General features: G+C 56.4%; 14 protein-coding genes. 10 read left to right on the forward strand and 4 right to left on the reverse strand.

What is annotated here, in order from left to right; genetic code table 11:
* Positions 1-146: 146 nt before the first annotated feature.
* Positions 147-398, forward strand: a complete 252-nt coding sequence (locus tag ACESQ2_RS15250; protein ID WP_014230170.1) for a YkgJ family cysteine cluster protein — start codon at positions 147-149, stop codon at positions 396-398.
* A gap of 25 nt (positions 399-423) precedes the next feature.
* On the opposite strand, the gene setB is transcribed toward ACESQ2_RS15250, so the two are convergent.
* Positions 424-1,605, reverse strand: a complete 1,182-nt coding sequence (gene setB / locus ACESQ2_RS15255; RefSeq protein ID WP_032721873.1) for a sugar efflux transporter SetB — start codon at positions 1,603-1,605, stop codon at positions 424-426.
* Positions 1,606-1,936: 331 nt separating this feature from the next.
* On the opposite strand from setB, the gene fruB reads away from it, so the two are divergent.
* From fruB to ACESQ2_RS15285, 6 genes are all read left to right on the forward strand, one after another.
* Entirely contained in the window at positions 1,937-3,067 is a 1,131-nt protein-coding gene (fruB, locus tag ACESQ2_RS15260; RefSeq protein WP_004852698.1) for a fused PTS fructose transporter subunit IIA/HPr protein, read from the forward strand.
* The gene (fruK, locus tag ACESQ2_RS15265) at positions 3,068-4,006 is read left to right on the forward strand and encodes a 1-phosphofructokinase (protein ID WP_004103928.1); all 939 of its coding nucleotides are present in this window, start codon (positions 3,068-3,070) and stop codon (positions 4,004-4,006) included.
* Between the two features lie 16 nt (positions 4,007-4,022).
* Positions 4,023-5,711 (forward strand): PTS fructose transporter subunit IIBC, encoded by a 1,689-nt coding sequence (gene fruA / locus ACESQ2_RS15270; RefSeq protein ID WP_046877145.1) that lies wholly within the window; start codon positions 4,023-4,025, stop codon positions 5,709-5,711.
* Between the two features lie 324 nt (positions 5,712-6,035).
* Positions 6,036-6,971: a pseudouridine kinase gene (locus tag ACESQ2_RS15275; RefSeq protein ID WP_046877203.1), complete on the forward strand. Its 936-nt coding sequence runs from the start codon at positions 6,036-6,038 to the stop codon at positions 6,969-6,971.
* Positions 6,964-7,899, forward strand: a complete 936-nt coding sequence (locus ACESQ2_RS15280) for a pseudouridine-5'-phosphate glycosidase (RefSeq protein ID WP_004852691.1) — start codon at positions 6,964-6,966, stop codon at positions 7,897-7,899. The genes ACESQ2_RS15275 and ACESQ2_RS15280 overlap by 8 nt, the downstream gene beginning before the upstream one ends.
* A gap of 95 nt (positions 7,900-7,994) precedes the next feature.
* Positions 7,995-9,245, forward strand: coding sequence for a NupC/NupG family nucleoside CNT transporter (locus ACESQ2_RS15285; protein ID WP_049082283.1), 1,251 nt, complete (start codon positions 7,995-7,997; stop codon positions 9,243-9,245).
* Positions 9,246-9,276: 31 nt separating this feature from the next.
* On the opposite strand, the gene ACESQ2_RS15290 is transcribed toward ACESQ2_RS15285, so the two are convergent.
* From ACESQ2_RS15290 to ACESQ2_RS15300, 3 genes are all read right to left on the reverse strand, one after another.
* On the reverse strand, positions 9,277-10,368 hold the full coding sequence (locus ACESQ2_RS15290; protein ID WP_049071452.1) for a sugar kinase: 1,092 nt from the start codon (positions 10,366-10,368) through the stop codon (positions 9,277-9,279).
* 1 nt (position 10,369) lies between these two features.
* Positions 10,370-11,227, reverse strand: coding sequence for a deoxyribonuclease IV (gene nfo / locus ACESQ2_RS15295; protein ID WP_014230162.1), 858 nt, complete (start codon positions 11,225-11,227; stop codon positions 10,370-10,372).
* A 96-nt stretch (positions 11,228-11,323) separates the two neighbouring features.
* The gene (locus ACESQ2_RS15300) at positions 11,324-12,373 is read right to left on the reverse strand and encodes a YeiH family protein (RefSeq protein ID WP_014230161.1); all 1,050 of its coding nucleotides are present in this window, start codon (positions 12,371-12,373) and stop codon (positions 11,324-11,326) included.
* 173 nt (positions 12,374-12,546) lie between these two features.
* Between ACESQ2_RS15300 and yieE the strand changes: the two genes are divergently transcribed.
* The 3 genes from yieE (at position 12,547) to cirA (ending at position 17,319) form a co-directional block, all read left to right on the forward strand.
* Positions 12,547-13,413, forward strand: a complete 867-nt coding sequence (gene yieE, locus ACESQ2_RS15305) for a DNA-binding transcriptional regulator YeiE (protein WP_014230160.1) — start codon at positions 12,547-12,549, stop codon at positions 13,411-13,413.
* Positions 13,414-13,572: 159 nt separating this feature from the next.
* Positions 13,573-15,042 carry an amino acid permease gene (locus ACESQ2_RS15310; RefSeq protein ID WP_004852681.1) on the forward strand — a complete coding sequence of 490 codons (1,470 nt, stop codon included), beginning with the start codon at positions 13,573-13,575 and terminating at the stop codon, positions 15,040-15,042.
* Between the two features lie 303 nt (positions 15,043-15,345).
* The gene (cirA, locus tag ACESQ2_RS15315) at positions 15,346-17,319 is read left to right on the forward strand and encodes a catecholate siderophore receptor CirA (RefSeq protein ID WP_014230158.1); all 1,974 of its coding nucleotides are present in this window, start codon (positions 15,346-15,348) and stop codon (positions 17,317-17,319) included.
* Positions 17,320-17,401 lie beyond the last annotated feature (82 nt).

Raw genomic sequence — 17,401 nt, forward strand, 5'->3', positions numbered from 1 at the left:
CGGTAATCCTGTCACTTAAAGGGTCGAAAATATCGCGTAAAACTACTCGCGCCGGGCCTTTCAGGCAAGTGGAATTCGTCGGTTTTGCTATCTTCAGGTAAAACGTTTAGGCTGGGCTGCTAAAAGCGTTATCGGAAGAGTCGATTATGGAATGCCGCCCTGAATGCGGAGCTTGCTGTATCGCTCCTTCTATCTCCAGCCCTATCCCGGGCATGCCGCAAGGCAAGCCGGCAAACACCCGCTGCGTGCAGCTATCGCAAAATAATCTCTGCGCTATTTTTGGCTCGCCGTTAAGGCCGAAAGTGTGCGCCAGCCTGAAGCCGGAAGCGGAAATGTGCGCCACCAATCGCGAAGACGCCATGACCTGGCTGCTTCATCTTGAGCTGAGCACTTCGTGACGGTGCAAGCCCGCGCGGGATACCCTTAAACGTCTTTAATACGCCACAGGCAGGCCTGAGTAATGACCCCCATCACCAGCGCAATCCAGAAGACGGCGTGATAGCTCCAGACTTCCGCAACGACCCCCGCCAGCGAACCGGCGATAATCCAGCCAACGCGCGTGGTATTGGTATAAAGCGTGGTGGCCGCACCCGCCTGTCCGGGCATCAGATCCTGAAAATAGAGCATGCCGATACCGGCGAGAATGCCGATGAAAATGGCGTTCAGCGCCTGTAGGGCCAGCAGCAGTCCGGGGGTATGGACGGTTAGCATGCCAACGTAAAACAGCACCCCGGCCACCGCTGAGATGCGCATCAGGAAACGTTTGCCGAAACGTTTGGCGTAGTAGCCCGCAATCAGCATGGTCGGGATTTCCAGTCCGGCGGCGGTGCCCATCATGACCCCGGCCAGCTTCTCCGGTAAATGCAGTTCATTGATGATAAACAGCGGCATATTAATGATGTACAGGCTGTTGATTCCCCACATCAGCGTACAGATGATAAACAGCAGCAGCGCGTCGCGGCGGTTGGTGCGCGGCGCTTCAAGATGGCCCGTAGCGATCTTCGGCTCTTTACGCATGCTGGGAAGAAAAAACCAGACCATCGCGCCGCAGACCACAAAGGCAACTGCCGCGCTGAGATACATCACCGTAAAGCCAAAACCCATGGCCAGCGCGTAGGCCAGCGGCGGTCCGATAACCCATGCCAGCGACACCTGAGCGCGCAGAATCGAGCTAAACATGACCGCCTCGCGGCCCGTTTTGTCCGCATGCTCGCGGGCGAGGGCAAACATCTGCGGGTTGGCGGTGGAGCCGAAGCTGCTGAGGAATACCCCGATGAACAGCAAAATAAAGTAGTTACGGTTCCAGGCGAAGAGCACGCAGGCCAGCACGCCCATCAGGCAGCAAAAGACGATCAGCCGCTTGCGGTCGCCTTTGCGATCCGAACGCCCGGCGAGGAACTGGCTCACCAGAATGCCGATCACCGCGCTACCGGTAAAAAAGAAGCCGACCATCGCCGGTCGTACGTGAACCTCGTTCGTCAGAAACAGGCTCAGCGTTGGTGTCTGGAGTGCCCCGGCGATACCCGTCAGGAAGGCGACGATCAGAAAGGCGGAAGAGGTGAAATCAAACCCGCGTCGTGGCAGGGCGGCGCTACTGTTTTGCATGTCGGCGTTCATCGGTTTTCAGGAGTCGCGGAGTTTACGCCGTCACTCAGAAAATGAACAGTACCAGGGCACGAATAAATCAAAAAGACGTTTCAAAATCAAACTTCAGCAGAAAGCTGAAGTTTTCCCGGCCTCGACGCTCCCGCTTCAGCAAAAGTGTGCTGTATCTCTAACTTCTGTTATCAGAAAACGAACTTTTCTTGCCTGGCGGCTAATAAAGGTACAGACTTCTTGAAACGTTTCAGCGTCATCGGGAGATTCTCCGGCAGGTAGATGACGCATTTTTTCTCAAAGTAGCTGAAACGATTCAATTCAGCAGGAGAGGAGAACCATGTTCCAGTTATCTGTGCAGGATATTCATCCCGGTCAGCAGGCCGGTAATAAAGAAGAGGCTATTCGTCAGGTTGCCTCCGCGCTGGTCAGCGCGGGCAACGTGGCAGACGGCTACATCAACGGGATGCTGGCTCGCGAGCAGCAAACCTCCACTTTCCTTGGCAACGGTATTGCGATTCCGCACGGTACCACCGACACCCGCGATCAGGTATTGAAAACCGGCGTTCAGGTGTATCAGTTCCCGCAGGGCGTGACCTGGGGAGAAGGGCAAACCGCCTACGTCGCCATCGGTATTGCCGCCAGCTCGGATGAACACCTGGGGCTGCTGCGTCAGCTGACCCACGTGCTGAGCGACGACTCCGTTGCTGAACAGCTTAAGTCCGCGACGACCGCTGAAGAGCTGCGCGCCCTGTTGATGGGTGAAAAGCAGAGCGAAGCGCTGAAGCTGGATAATGAGACGCTGACCCTGGACGTTGTCGCCAGCGACCTGCTGACCCTGCAGGCGCTGAACGCCGCTCGGCTGAAAGAAGCCGGCGCCGTCGATGCTTCCTTTGTTAGCCGTACGATTAATGATAAACCGCTGAACCTCGGTCAGGGCATCTGGCTGAACGACAGCACCGAAGGCAACCTGCGCAGCGCCGTTGCCGTCAGCCGCGCGGCCAGCGCCTTTACCAGCGATGAGCAGCCGGTTTCTCTGCTGATCACCGTCGCGATGGCCGATGACCAGCCGACCGCCGTGCTTAATCGCCTGAGCAATTTGCTGCTCGACAAAAAAGCTGACCGTTTGCTGAAGGCTGATGGCGCCACGCTGCTGGCGCTGCTGACCAGCGACGACGCGATTGCGGAAGATGTTCTCAGCGCGGAATACGTTATCCGCAACGAGCACGGGCTGCACGCGCGTCCCGGCACGATGCTGGTTAATACTATTAAACAATTCTCCAGCGACATTACCGTCACCAACCTTGATGGTTCGGGCAAGCCGGCCAACGGCCGCAGCCTGATGAAGGTCGTGGCGCTGGGCGTGAAAAAAGGTCACCGCTTGCGCTTTACCGCGCAGGGTGAAGATGCGCAGCAGGCGCTGGATGCGATTGGCGAAGCGATCGCCGCAGGCCTTGGGGAGGGCGCATAAATGAGCAGACGTGTCGCAACGATTACTTTAAACCCGGCCTACGACCTGGTGGGTTTTACCCCGGAAATTGAACGCGGTGAGGTTAACCTTGTTCGCACCACCGGTTTGCACGCCGCAGGGAAGGGGATCAACGTTGCAAAAGTGCTGAAAGATCTCGGTATCGACGTCACCGTTGGCGGTTTCCTCGGTAAAGACAATCAGGATGGTTTTCAGCAGCTGTTCAGCGAGCTGGGCATTGCTAACCGTTTTCAGGTTGTTCAGGGCCGTACCCGTATCAACGTCAAGCTGACGGAGAAAGACGGCGAAGTCACCGATTTCAACTTCTCCGGCTTTGAAGTCACGCCGGGCGACTGGGAGCGTTTTGTTAACGATTCCCTGAGCTGGCTGGGCCAGTTCGATATGGTTTGCGTGAGCGGTAGCCTGCCGTCTGGCGTCAGCCCGGAAGCGTTCACTGACTGGATGACCCGTCTGCGTAGCCAGTGCCCGTGCATCATTTTTGACAGCAGCCGCGAAGCGCTGGTTGCCGGTCTGAAAGCGGCGCCGTGGCTGGTTAAACCTAACCGCCGCGAGCTGGAAATCTGGGCGGGCCGCAAGCTGCCTGAAATGAAAGATGTGATTGAAGCCGCTCATGCGCTGCGTGAGCAGGGAATTGCCCACGTGGTTATCTCCCTTGGCGAAGAAGGCGCTCTGTGGGTTAACGCATCCGGAGAGTGGATTGCCAAGCCGCCTTCCGTTGAAGTGGTAAGCACCGTTGGCGCCGGTGACTCCATGGTTGGCGGCCTGATTTATGGCCTGCTGATGCGTGAGTCCAGCGAACATACGCTGCGCCTGGCAACGGCAGTTGCCGCGCTGGCGGTGAGTCAGAGCAATGTAGGTATTACCGATCGTACCCAGTTGGCCGCAATGATGGCGCGCGTCGACTTACAACCCTTTAATTAACAGCAGGAGAGGCATAATGAAAACGCTGCTGATTATTGATGCCGGGCTTGGACAGGCTCGCGCCTATATGGCGAAGACCCTGTTAAGCACTGCGGCGCAAAAAGCGCAACTCGAACTGATTGATAACCCGAACGACGCTGAGCTGGCGATTGTGCTGGGCACGGCGCTGCCGGCCGACAGCGCGCTGAACGGCAAAAAGGTCTATCTCGGCGATATTAACCGCGCCGTAGCGCACCCGGAGCTGTTCCTCGGTGAGGCCAAAAGCCATGCAACGCCTTACAGCGCCCCGGCCGCTGCCGCTGTACCCGCAGCGACCAACGGTCCGAAACGCATCGTGGCGGTCACCGCCTGTCCGACCGGGGTGGCGCACACCTTTATGGCGGCGGAAGCGATTGAAACCGAAGCCAAAAAACGCGGCTGGTGGGTGAAAGTTGAAACGCGCGGCTCCGTTGGCGCGGGCAATGCAATCACCCCGGAAGAAGTTGAACAGGCGGATCTGGTGGTGGTGGCTGCCGATATCGAAGTGGATCTGGCGAAATTCGCCGGTAAGCCGATGTATCGCACCACCACCGGTCTGGCGCTGAAGAAAACCGCTCAGGAGCTGGATAAAGCCGTTGTTGAAGCGAAACCGTATCAGCCTGCGGGTAAATCCCAGGCCGCGGCGGAAGGAAAAAAAGAGTCCGCTGGCGCCTATCGCCACCTGCTGACCGGCGTGTCGTACATGCTGCCGATGGTGGTGGCGGGCGGTCTGTGTATCGCGCTCTCCTTCGCTTTTGGTATTAAAGCCTTTGAAGTGAAAGACACCCTGGCCGCCGCGCTGATGCAAATCGGTGGGGGCTCAGCCTTCGCGCTGATGGTGCCGGTACTGGCGGGCTTTATTGCCTTCTCCATCGCTGACCGTCCGGGCCTGACGCCGGGTCTTATCGGCGGTATGCTGGCGGTAAGCACCGGGTCCGGCTTCATCGGTGGTATTATCGCTGGTTTCCTTGCCGGTTACGTGGCGAAAGCGATCAGTACGAAGCTGAAACTGCCGCAAAGTATGGAGGCGCTGAAGCCAATCCTGATCATTCCACTGGTTTCCAGCCTGATCGTAGGTCTGGCGATGATTTACCTGATTGGTAAACCCGTTGCCGGGATCCTCGAAGGCCTGACCCACTGGCTGCAAACCATGGGCACGGCGAACGCGGTTCTGCTCGGTGCGATCCTCGGCGGTATGATGTGTACCGACATGGGCGGCCCGGTGAACAAAGCGGCCTACGCCTTTGGTGTTGGTCTTCTGAGTACCCAAACCTATGCGCCGATGGCGGCCATTATGGCGGCGGGTATGGTTCCACCGCTGGCGCTGGGTCTGGCGACGCTGGTTGCGCGTAAAAAGTTCGACAAAGCGCAGCAGGAAGGCGGTAAAGCCGCACTGGTTCTCGGCCTGTGCTTTATCACCGAAGGCGCGATTCCGTTCGCTGCTCGCGACCCGATGCGCGTCCTGCCCTGCTGTATCGTTGGCGGCGCGGTCACCGGCGCGATGTCCATGGCGGTCGGTGCTAAGCTGATGGCGCCGCACGGCGGTCTGTTCGTCCTGCTGATTCCTGGCGCGATTACGCCGGTACTCGGTTATCTGATGGCGATTGTCGTCGGTACGCTGGTCGCAGGGCTCTCCTACGCGGTGCTGAAACGTCCTGAAGTTCAGGTAGTCGAAAAAGCAGCCTGATCGACCTATTAAATCGTTCTCAAGGGCAGAGTCTTCTCTGCCCTTTTTTTATGCCTCATCTCCTCCCGCTCATCCTGCCGTATGTGCTCCCCTTCGCATTTTTAAACTGTTTAAAAACCATACGGGTCATTTTTTGTGATTTTGTTCATGTTCATATGAAATCCCTCTTGCTGACCTCTTTACTTTAAAAACATTCCGCTTAACATAAACACATGTTCACATTCAAACATGTGTTTATTGAGGGGTGATGAATGGAAGTATGCTTATTTATTGATATTCAATAATTCCACTGCCATAGCATTTTTTATGCTGGAGGGTATTTTTATGCCTGAAAATGATTACGTTGTAATTATTGGATCGGCAAATATGGATGTTGCTGGTTATTCCAATGTGTCGTTGAACTATGCGGATTCTAACCCCGGTAAAATAAAATATACTCCCGGCGGCGTAGGGCGAAACATTGCGCAAAACATTGCCTTGTTAAATAAAACAGCGTGGCTATTATCGGTTGTCGGTGACGATTTTTATGGCCACTCTCTATTAAAACAAACGGCCCAGTCCGGGGTTCACGTCGATAAATGTCAGGTTATCCAGGGAGAAGGTACTTCAAGCTATTTATCGCTGCTTGATAATACCGGTGAAATGCTGGTGGCGATTAATGATATGAGCATCACAGAACATATTACGCCAGCGTTTTTAAGACAGCATCAAGATTTTATCCGCAACGCTGCGGTGATTGTCGTTGATTGCAATATCAGCGAGGCCGCTCTCGCCTGGCTGATGGAAAATTGCGGCGCAACGCCCGTTTTTGTCGATCCGGTTTCAGCCTGGAAGTGCGTGAAAATCAGCCAGCATCTGGGGCGTATTCACACCCTGAAACCGAACCGAATTGAAGCTGAAACGCTGAGCGGCATCGCGCTGTCCGGCACGGATGACGTCGCGCGCGTTGCCGACTGGTTTCATCAGCGTGGCCTGAAGCGCCTGGTGCTGAGCATGGGCGGCGACGGGGTTTACTACAGCGAGAAAGAGGGCGAACGCGGCTGGTCAGCGCCGCTAAAAACTCAGGTCGTTAACGTCACCGGCGCCGGTGACGCCATGATGGCCGGCCTTGCCTGCTGCTGGCTCGACGGCTGTTCATTTTCGCAAGCGGTGAAGTTTGCTCAGGGATGCTCTTCTCTGGCGCTCTCATCGGAATTCACCAATAACCCTGAATTATCTTACGCCAACGTAAAAAAGGTAGTGGAGAAAGAATATGTCTGAATTAAATATTTCCTCTGAATTATTACAGGTTTCTGCGGAAGTTCAGCAGGCGTTGAAAAATAATCAGCCAGTAGTGGCGCTGGAATCGACCATTATTTCTCATGGCATGCCATTTCCGGAAAATGCGCAAACGGCGCTGGAAGTAGAAGAAACCATTCGTCGCCAGGGGGCGGTGCCGGCAACCATTGCGATTATTCATGGCGTCATGAAGGTTGGCTTAAGCCGTGAAGAAATTGAACTGCTGGGCCGCGAAGGGCATAATGTCGCCAAAGTCAGTCGTCGTGATTTACCCTTTGTTGTCGCCGCGGGATTAAATGGCGCGACCACCGTGGCGTCCACCATGATTATTGCCGCAATGGCCGGAATTAAAGTCTTCGCCACCGGCGGAATTGGCGGTGTACATCGCGGAGCCGAGCACACGTTTGATATTTCCGCCGATTTGCAGGAGCTGGCAAATACCAACGTCACCGTCGTCTGCGCCGGTGCAAAATCTATTCTCGATCTCGGTTTAACGACCGAATATTTAGAAACGTTTGGCGTTCCGCTTATTGGTTATCAAACCTCTGCGCTGCCGGCATTCTTCTGCCGAACCAGCCCGTTTGACGTCAGCATTCGCCTCAATAGCGCCAAAGAGATCGCCAAAGCGATGGCGGTGAAATGGCAGTCGGGTCTGAATGGCGGCATGGTGGTGGCGAACCCCATTCCTGAAGCGTTCGCGATGCCGGAAGAGAAAATCAACGCCGCTATCAACCGGGCGGTGAAGGAGGCGGAAGAGCAGGGCGTGGTGGGGAAAGCGAGTACGCCGTTCCTGCTGGCCCGCGTCGCGGAGCTGACCGGCGGAGACAGCCTGAAATCCAATATTCAGCTGGTATTCAACAACGCCATTCTGGCCTGCGAGATTGCCAAAGAGTATCAGCAGGTAGCCTGACGACAGTTGCGGGCCGTTTGCGGTTGCCCGCCCCGATATCAACGATACCGAAAGCCTGGCTCGCGCCGGGTTTTCCACCAGGTAAGGATATCATTATGGACATCATGAGAAGTCTTCTGGGGATGGTGGTGTTGCTGGCCATTGCCTTTGCGCTGTCAGTCAATAAAAAACGCATCAGCGTCAGAACGGTAGGGGCGGCGCTGCTGCTGCAAATCATCATTGGCGGGGTGATGCTCTACTTTCCGCCGGGCAAGTGGCTGGTCGAGCAGGCCGCGCTTGGGGTACATAAAGTCATGTCCTATAGCGACGCCGGAAGCGCGTTTATTTTTGGTTCACTGGTCGGCCCGAAGATGGACGTGCTGTTTGACGGCGCCGGCTTTATCTTCGCCTTCCGCGTGCTGCCCGCCATCATTTTTGTCACCGCGCTGATAAGCCTGCTTTACTACCTCGGCGTGATGGGGCTGCTGATCCGGATTCTCGGCGGGATCTTCCAGAAGGCGCTGAATATCAGCAAAATTGAGTCTTTTGTCGCCGTGACCACCATTTTTCTTGGGCAAAATGAGATCCCGGCGATCGTCAAACCGTTTATCAACAAGCTCAACCGCAATGAACTGTTTACCGCGATTTGCAGCGGGATGGCGTCGATCGCCGGGTCGATGATGATCGGCTATGCCGGTATGGGCGTGCCGATTGATTATCTGCTGGCCGCTTCGCTTATGGCTATCCCCGGCGGGATTCTGTTTGCCCGTATGCTGAGTCCGGCAACCGAAGCATCCCAGGTCACTTTCGACAATCTCTCCTTCACCGAGACGCCGCCAAAAAGCGTTATCGAGGCGGCGGCGTCAGGGGCGATGACCGGCCTGAAAATTGCCGCCGGGGTGGCAACGGTAGTGATGGCGTTTGTGGCGATTATTGCTCTGCTGAACGGCATTATCGGCGGCATTGGCGGCTGGTTTGGCTACGGTCACGCCACGCTGGAGGGAATTTTCGGCTTCCTGCTCGCGCCGCTGGCATGGATTATGGGCGTTGACTGGAGCGATGCGACGCTGGCGGGCAGCCTGATTGGCCAAAAGCTGGCGATAAACGAATTCGTCGCCTACCTCAACTTTTCTCCCTATCTGCAAGCCGGCGGCAATCTGGACGTGAAAACCGTTGCGATCATCTCGTTCGCGCTGTGCGGTTTCGCCAACTTTGGCTCGATCGGCGTGGTTGTCGGGGCGTTTTCGGCCATTTCACCGCAGCGCGCGCCGGAGATTGCCCAGCTTGGGCTGCGCGCCCTGGCGGCGGCCACGCTCTCTAATCTGATGAGCGCCACCATTGCCGGGTTCTTTATTGGCCTGGCATAACAGGCTGCGCGCACCGCGCCTGCGGTGCGCGCTACGCCACGCCGGGAAGTAAATTGAGCGCGTTATCAACGGACAACGAGGGGTTGTTGATACCGTCGCTGGCGCGGGTGATGGCGGTGCAGGCCATGGCGAAAGCGACGCTTTCTTTAAAGTCGCTACCGTCGAGATAGCTATAAAGTAGCCCTGCCATTAGCGCATCGTCGGCGCCGAAGCTATCTATCGTCGTATGGTCCGGCAGACTCATCGGAAAGCGTTCACCCCCTGCTTCGCTACAGAAAACAGCGTCGTCTTCCGAGCAAATCACCACCCGCTGAGTTCCCCTTTCGTGCAGCCATGCTAGCGCCCGATCGCGATCCGCGTCGTTTTCGATAGCCTGTCCCCAGAGGATCTGGAGTTCGCGCAGCGTGGGTTTGAGGGTGTGGATCTTCCCCAGCCATGGGCGAATGCGGTGCGCTTTAAACTCGGACACGGTATCAACAAATACCGGAATGCCGTTAGCCAGGGTAAATACCCACTCCAGCGACTGCTCCGTCAAATTACAATCGACCAGAACGACGCCGGCATGCGTCAGCAGATCCCGATACTGATTCAGCAACTGGGGCGTGAGCGACTGTAAGATATGCGTATCGTTAATCGCCAGCACCGTCTCTTCCTGCGGGTTAGCGATGGAGAGGTAGGTGGCGGTATTGTGACCGTGCAGGCGGATACAGCTTTGCACGTTAACCCCGGCTTGTCGGGTCTGCTCCAGCAGCGTTTCGCCGTAAAAGTCGCTGCCGACGGCGGAAATCAGATGCACATCGCGGCCCAGCAGCGCCAGGTTATGCGCGATGTTCCGCGCCACTCCGCCGGCGGAGCACTGGATATTCCCCGGGTTGGAGACCGGTTGAGGATAATGAATATCGGCAATTCCGCGGATATCCATATTCACCGCGCCCAGCGAGACGCAGTACTCCTGCTCGGTAAGGATGTAGCCTTTGCCCTTGATGGCTCCCTTACGCGTGAGGTCCATAATATGCGCGGCCACGCGGGAGCGGCTAATCTGCAGAATATCGGCAATCTCATGCTGCTGAATTAGCGGATTGCGCCGCAAAATTTTGAGGATCTGCTTTTCCCTGTCGTTCATATCAGACCGTGGCCTCTTCCGTTTGCTGCGCCCGCAGCCAGGCGATCTCTTCCGCCCAGATATCAGGATTGATCGTTTCCAGAATCAGCGGGATACCGTCAAAGCGGCGGTCCTGCATAATCCAGCGGAAAGCATCATGGCCAATATTGCCTTCACCCAGGCTGTGGTGACGGTCAACGCGGCTGGCGAACGCGCTTTTCGCATCGTTCAGGTGCATACCGCGCAGATACTGGAAACCCACAATTCGGTCGAAATCAGCGAAGGTTTTTTCGCACTCTTCGGCGCTGCGCAGGTCGTAGCCGGCGGCAAAGGCGTGACAGGTATCAATGCACACGCCGACGCGTGATTTATCTTCCACACCGTCGATGATGGCCGCCAGATGCTCAAACTTAAAGCCCAGGTTACTGCCCTGGCCGGCGGTGTTTTCAATGACCGCCGTGACGCCTTCGGTTTTTGCCAGCGCGATATTGATCGATTCGGCGATACGCGCCAGACATTCGTCTTCCGGTATTTGCTGCAGATGGCTACCCGGATGGAAATTCAGCAGCGTCAGGCCGAGCTGCTGGCAGCGGGAGAGTTCATCAATAAAGGCATCGCGGGATTTTTCCAGCGCGTCCTCAACCGGATGACCGAGGTTTATCAGATAGCTGTCGTGCGGCAGAATTTGCCCCGGGCCGAACTGGTACTTTTCGCAGGCGGCTTTAAATTCAGCAATGGTTTCGTCGCTCAGAGGGGCGGCGCGCCACTGGCGCTGGTTTTTGGTAAAGAGGGCAAATGCGGTCGCGCCGATTTCGGCTGCGCGAATGGCGGCGTTGGCTACACCGCCGGAGGCGCTGACGTGCGCTCCAATATATTTCATAAAAAAACTCCAGTTAAGCCGCTGGGGGGAGGGTAATGATAGCGGCTTAGCCGGAGAGTTACATCATCCTTAATACAACCTGAGTAGCGAGGGGCTTCAGGCCATCAGGCTATGAATGGCCAGGTTAATCGCGCCGCCGCCGACAATCAGCCAGACGAAGAGCATCAGCGCCATCAGCAGCGGTTTGGCGCCGGCTTTTTTCAGCGCGCTGACGTGGGTGGTCAGGCCGAGGGCGGCCATCGCCATCGCCAGCAGTACGGTATCCAGCGTGACCAGCATATCGACAACCGCTTTCGGCAGCAGGTGGAAGGAGTTAAACACCGCCACCAGAATAAACAGGATCGCAAACCACGGAATGGTGATTTTACTTTTCTCACCGCCGTTTGCCGGGGCTAATTGCTTCACGCGCGCGGCGAGGAACAGCAGGAACGGAGCCAGCATCATCACGCGCAGCATTTTTGCAATCACCGCCGCGTTTTCCGCGTCCGGACCCACCGCGTGGCCTGCCGCGACAACCTGAGCAACCTCATGCATCGTCGAACCCATATAAATGCCGTAGGCTTCCGGCGTGAACCAGTGCGCCAGGAAGGGATAAATCGCCGGGTACAGGAAGATGGCAATGGTACCGAAAATCACCACCGTGGCGACGGCGACCGTGACTTTGCTGGCCTCCGCTTTGACGACCGGTTCCGTCGCCAGTACCGCTGCCGCGCCGCAGATGCTGCTGCCGGCGCCAATCAGCCAGCTGGTATGTTTATCGAGGCCGAAAACCTTTTGCCCAAGAAAACAGGCGATCAAAAAGGTGCTGGAAAGCGTCAGAACGTCAATCACGATACCGCCGACGCCGACGTCGGCAATCTGGGCGAACGTCAGGCGAAAGCCGTATAAAATGATGCCGAGGCGCAGCAGGTGCTGCTTGGCAAAAATCACGCCGCCGTCGCAGGGCTGCCAGATTTTCGGGTAAACCGTGTTACCGATGACCATGCCGAATAAAATGGCCAGCGTGAGGGCGCTGAAGCCCGCGCCGGCGATAGCCGGAAAGCTACCGGCCCACAGCGCTGCGCCGGTGAGCAGGGCGGTCAGCGCCAGTCCAGGTGCAAAGTGCCGCAATGGGCGATGTTTAGTCGGTAAAGTGAGTGCTGTCATAACCTTCTCCTTTGTCTGGGAAAAGCATACGACTCGCTGGTTTAAATATAAAATTGATTATATATTTATAATTAATCGAAATAAGTGGTAAAAACGCGGTTTCGCGGTTTGAGAACGATGGGCCTCAGCCTCACGCCGCGGATCGCGAGTCGTCTATAAAGGCAGGAAAAAACATGCATATCACGCTACGTCAGCTGGAAGTTTTTGCTGAAGTTTTAAAAAGCGGATCGACCACTCAGGCGTCGCAAATGCTGGCGCTTTCCCAGTCGGCGGTTAGCGCGGCGCTGACCGAACTGGAAGGGCAACTGGGGGTGCAGCTCTTTGACCGCGTAGGGAAAAGGCTGGTGGTCAACGAGCACGGCAGGCTGCTTTATCCGCGGGCGCTGGCGCTGCTGGAGCGGGCGCTGGAGATAGAGCAGCTGTTTCGCGGCGACAACGGCGCGATCCGCGTCTACGCCAGCAGTACCATCGGCAACTATATTCTGCCGGAAATCATTGCGCGCTATCGACGGGATCTGCCGGATTTACCGCTGGAGCTGAGCGTGGGCAATAGCCAGGACGTGATCAATGCGGTGGCCGATCTGCGCGTGGATATCGGGCTGATTGAAGGTCCCTGTCACGCCGCGGATATTATCGCCGAACCCTGGCTGGAAGATGATCTGGTGGTCTTTGCCGCGCCGGATTCGCCGCTGCTGGCAGGGGAGGTGACGCTGCAACGGCTGGCGGAAGCGCCGTGGATTTTACGCGAGCACGGCTCTGGGACCCGGGAGATCGTCGACTATTTATTACTCTCGCATTTACCGGCGTTTCATCTTGGGATGGAGCTGGGCAACTCGGAAGCCATCAAGCACGCGGTGCGCCACGGTCTGGGCATTAGCTGCCTGTCGCGACGCGTGGTGGCGGAGCAGCTTGAAGTTGGATCGCTGGTGGAGCTGACGATTCCGCTGCCGCGCTTAACCCGCACCTTGTGGCGCATACATCACCGGCAGAAGCATATTTCCAAGGCATTACAGCGATTTCTGCATTATTGCGACGTGTAAAAGCGGACGCCACGCGCGCTGGCGTTTTCGGGATTTCATGCTTTACTAATAATCCATGCTCGATCATGAAGCTCTCTTATAACTTTGCAATTGTATCGGATGGATCACAGACACTCTGCTACAATCTCGCCTCGTTTTTTGGATGGATAGCATTTTCACATGGTTTCGGATACTAAAACCACAGAAGCGCCCGGTTTACGTCGTGAACTGAAGGCGCGCCACTTGACCATGATCGCGATTGGCGGTTCCATAGGTACAGGTCTTTTTGTTGCCTCTGGCGCAACGATTTCTCAGGCGGGCCCGGGTGGGGCGCTGCTCTCTTATATTCTCATCGGTCTGATGGTTTATTTCCTGATGACCAGCCTCGGCGAGCTGGCGGCGTTTATGCCGGTGTCCGGCTCTTTTGCCACCTACGGGCAGAATTACGTTGAGGAAGGCTTTGGCTTCGCGCTGGGCTGGAACTACTGGTACAACTGGGCGGTGACCATCGCCGTTGACCTCGTTGCCGCTCAGCTGGTGATGACCTACTGGTTCCCCGATGCGCCCGGCTGGGTCTGGAGCGCGCTGTTCCTCGGCATCATGTTCCTGCTGAACTGGATCTCGGTAAAAGGCTTTGGTGAAGCGGAATACTGGTTCTCGCTGATCAAAGTGGCCACCGTCATCATCTTTATTATTGTCGGCGTGATGATGATCTTTGGCATCTTTAAAGGCGCACAGCCTGCGGGCTGGAGCAACTGGGTTGTCGACGATGCGCCGTTTGCCGGCGGCTTTGCGGCGATGATTGGCGTGGCGATGATTGTCGGCTTCTCGTTCCAGGGAACCGAGCTTATCGGCATCGCGGCCGGCGAGTCGGAAAACCCGGAGAAGAACATTCCGCGCGCCGTGCGGCAGGTGTTCTGGCGTATCCTGCTGTTCTATGTGTTCGCCATCCTGATCATCAGCCTGATTATTCCGTATACCGACCCGAGCCTGCTGCGTAACGACGTGAAAGATATTTCCGTCAGCCCGTTCACGCTGGTCTTCCAGCACGCGGGGCTGCTGTCGGCGGCGGCGATTATGAACGCGGTTATTCTGACGGCGGTACTGTCGGCGGGTAACTCCGGAATGTACGCGTCCACCCGCATGCTCTACACCCTGGCCTGCGATGGCAAAGCGCCGCGTATTTTCTCTAAGCTGTCTAAAGGCGGCGTGCCGCGTAATGCGCTGTATGCCACCACGGTGATTGCAGGGCTGTGCTTCCTGAGCTCGATGTTCGGTAATCAGACCGTTTACCTGTGGCTGCTGAATACCTCCGGCATGACCGGCTTTATCGCCTGGCTGGGGATTGCTATTAGCCACTATCGCTTCCGTCGCGGCTACGTGCTGCAGGGGAACGATCTCAACGATCTGCCGTATCGTTCCGGCTTTTTCCCGCTGGGGCCGATCTTCGCTTTCGTGCTGTGCCTGATCATTACCCTGGGCCAGAATTACGAAGCGTTCCTCAAAGATACCATCGACTGGGGCGGCGTGGCGGCAACCTATATCGGCATTCCGCTGTTCCTGGTGATCTGGTTCGGTTACAAGCTGGCGAAAGGAACGCGTTTTGTGCGCTACAGCGAAATGAAGTTCCCGGAGCGTTTTAAAAGCTAAGGTCAGCTGACGCCGTAAGATAAAACCCTTTCATCGAGAGGGTTTTTTTATGTCTGCGATTCTTACATTTTGATACAGTTATTCATAATTTTATTGATAATTGTAATCATTATCTTTATCATTTCCGACAAATTCAGGATGAAGCCAATCCCCGTATCTTGCAGAGGGTCAGACTGACAAGGGGCGACCAGCCACATCTACTGTAAAAAATTGCGCGCATACGCCGTTAGAGCGCTATGCCGACAGTACCTGTGAGCAGGACCTTTTTTGTTTGTTTTGTTGTACACCTCATGGAGATATGGAATGTTCAGGCTAAACCCTTTTGTCCGGGCCGGATTATGCGCGTCCGTCGTATCCCTGGCGTTTCCGGCGCTCGCCGACGTTAACGAAGAAACGCTGGTCGTCACCGCTGCGGCAACTGAACAGAGCGTCAAAGATGCGCCCGCCAGTATTAGCGTTATCACCCAACAGGATCTGCAGCGTAGACCGGTACAAAACCTGAAGGATGTACTGCGGGAAGTGCCGGGCGTGCAGCTCACCAACGAAGGGGATAACCGCAAAGGGGTGAGCATTCGCGGCCTCAGCAGCGGCTATACGCTGATCCTCGTTGACGGCAAACGCGTTAACTCGCGCAACGCCGTTTTCCGCCACAACGATTTTGACCTCAACTGGATCCCGGTTGATGCCATTGAGCGTATCGAAGTGGTGCGCGGGCCGATGTCTTCCCTCTATGGTTCCGACGCCCTCGGCGGCGTGGTCAATATCATTACCAAAAAAGTCGGTCAGCAGTGGACGGGCACCCTCAGCGCGGATACCACCATTCAGGAACACCGCGATCGCGGCGATACGTACAATGGTCAGTTCTTTACCAGCGGCCCGCTGATTGACGGCGTGCTGGGGATGAAAGCCTACGGCAGCCTGGCAAAGCGCGCCAAGGACGATCAGCAGGCTTCCAGCAACGCAGCTGGCGAAACGCCGCGTATTGAAGGCTTCACCAGCCGCGACGGCAACGTCGAATTCGCCTGGACGCCCACTGATAATCAGGACATCACCGCAGGCTACGGTTTTGACCGCCAGGATCGGGATTCCGACTCTCTTGACCGCAACCGCCTCGAGCGCCAGAACTACTCCCTGAGCCACAACGGCCGCTGGGATGTCGGCAATAGCGAGCTGAAATTCTACGGCGAGAAAGTGGATAATAAAAATCCGGGCCAGGCCGGAACGATCACATCTGAGAGTAACTCGGTGGACGGCAAATACGTTCTGCCGCTGGGCATGATCAACCAGCTGCTGACCTTCGGCGGCGAATGGCGTCACGATAAGCTGAAAGATCCGGTCAACCTGAGCAGCGGCGGTAAATCCACTTCCGCCAGCCAGTACGCGCTGTTCCTCGAAGATGAATGGCGGATAATCGAACCTCTGGCCTTAACCACCGGCATCCGTATGGACGATCACCAGACCTATGGCGATCACTGGAGCCCGCGTGCTTATCTGGTGTATAACGCCACCGATACCGTGACCGTGAAGGGCGGCTGGGCGACGGCATTTAAAGCGCCATCCCTGCTGCAGCTGAACCCGGACTGGACCACCAACTCCTGCCGCGGCTCGTGCAGTATTATCGGTAACCCGGATCTGAAACCGGAAACCAGCGAAAGCTTCGAACTGGGTCTTTACTATCGCGGTGAAGAAGGCTGGCTTGAAGGCGTGGAAGGAAGCGTCACCACCTTCCAGAATAACGTTGACGATATGATCGATATCCTGCGTACTTCCAGCGCCAGCGAAGCGCCGGGCTACCCGAATTTTGTCGGCTGGAAAACGGTGAACGGTAAGCGTGTGCCGGTATTCCGCTACTTCAACGTCAATAAGGCGCGTATCAAAGGGGTAGAAACGGAATTGAAGGTGCCGTTCGGCGACGAATGGAAGCTGACGGTAAACTACACCTACAACGATGGTCGCGACCTGAGTAACGGCGGCGATAAACCGCTGCAAACGCTGCCGTTCCATACCGCTAATGGTACCCTCGACTGGAAACCGCTGGACGACTGGTCCTTCTACGTCACCGCCAACTATACCGGCGAACAGCGTTCGGTCAGCGCGACGGGCAAAACGCCCGGCGGCTACACCATGTTTGATATCGGCGCGGCCTGGAACGTCACCAAAAACGTCAAGCTGCGCTCCGGGGTACTCAACGTGGGCGATAAGGATCTGAGCCGCGACGACTATAGCTATACAGAAGAAGGTCGCCGCTACTTTATGGCCGTCGATTACCGCTTCTGACCGGGCGATAAAAGAGGGCTGGCAGATTTCCCTGCCAGCCCTCGCTAAAGGCGCTCAGGGTGAAGCCAGACGGAAAAGCGGC

This window comes from Klebsiella sp. Q11 (assembly GCF_964241505.1).
Taxonomy (GTDB): domain Bacteria; phylum Pseudomonadota; class Gammaproteobacteria; order Enterobacterales; family Enterobacteriaceae; genus Klebsiella; species Klebsiella michiganensis.

Coding starts and splice junctions, on each gene's coding strand:
- ACESQ2_RS15250 (WP_014230170.1), top strand. CDS start 147: ATGGAATGCCGCCCTGAATGCGGAGCTTGCTGTATCGCTCCTTCTATC.
- setB (WP_032721873.1), bottom strand. CDS start 1,605: ATGCAAAACAGTAGCGCCGCCCTGCCACGACGCGGGTTTGATTTCACC.
- fruB (WP_004852698.1), top strand. CDS start 1,937: ATGTTCCAGTTATCTGTGCAGGATATTCATCCCGGTCAGCAGGCCGGT.
- fruK (WP_004103928.1), top strand. CDS start 3,068: ATGAGCAGACGTGTCGCAACGATTACTTTAAACCCGGCCTACGACCTG.
- fruA (WP_046877145.1), top strand. CDS start 4,023: ATGAAAACGCTGCTGATTATTGATGCCGGGCTTGGACAGGCTCGCGCC.
- ACESQ2_RS15275 (WP_046877203.1), top strand. CDS start 6,036: ATGCCTGAAAATGATTACGTTGTAATTATTGGATCGGCAAATATGGAT.
- ACESQ2_RS15280 (WP_004852691.1), top strand. CDS start 6,964: ATGTCTGAATTAAATATTTCCTCTGAATTATTACAGGTTTCTGCGGAA.
- ACESQ2_RS15285 (WP_049082283.1), top strand. CDS start 7,995: ATGGACATCATGAGAAGTCTTCTGGGGATGGTGGTGTTGCTGGCCATT.
- ACESQ2_RS15290 (WP_049071452.1), bottom strand. CDS start 10,368: ATGAACGACAGGGAAAAGCAGATCCTCAAAATTTTGCGGCGCAATCCG.
- nfo (WP_014230162.1), bottom strand. CDS start 11,227: ATGAAATATATTGGAGCGCACGTCAGCGCCTCCGGCGGTGTAGCCAAC.
- ACESQ2_RS15300 (WP_014230161.1), bottom strand. CDS start 12,373: ATGACAGCACTCACTTTACCGACTAAACATCGCCCATTGCGGCACTTT.
- yieE (WP_014230160.1), top strand. CDS start 12,547: ATGCATATCACGCTACGTCAGCTGGAAGTTTTTGCTGAAGTTTTAAAA.
- ACESQ2_RS15310 (WP_004852681.1), top strand. CDS start 13,573: ATGGTTTCGGATACTAAAACCACAGAAGCGCCCGGTTTACGTCGTGAA.
- cirA (WP_014230158.1), top strand. CDS start 15,346: ATGTTCAGGCTAAACCCTTTTGTCCGGGCCGGATTATGCGCGTCCGTC.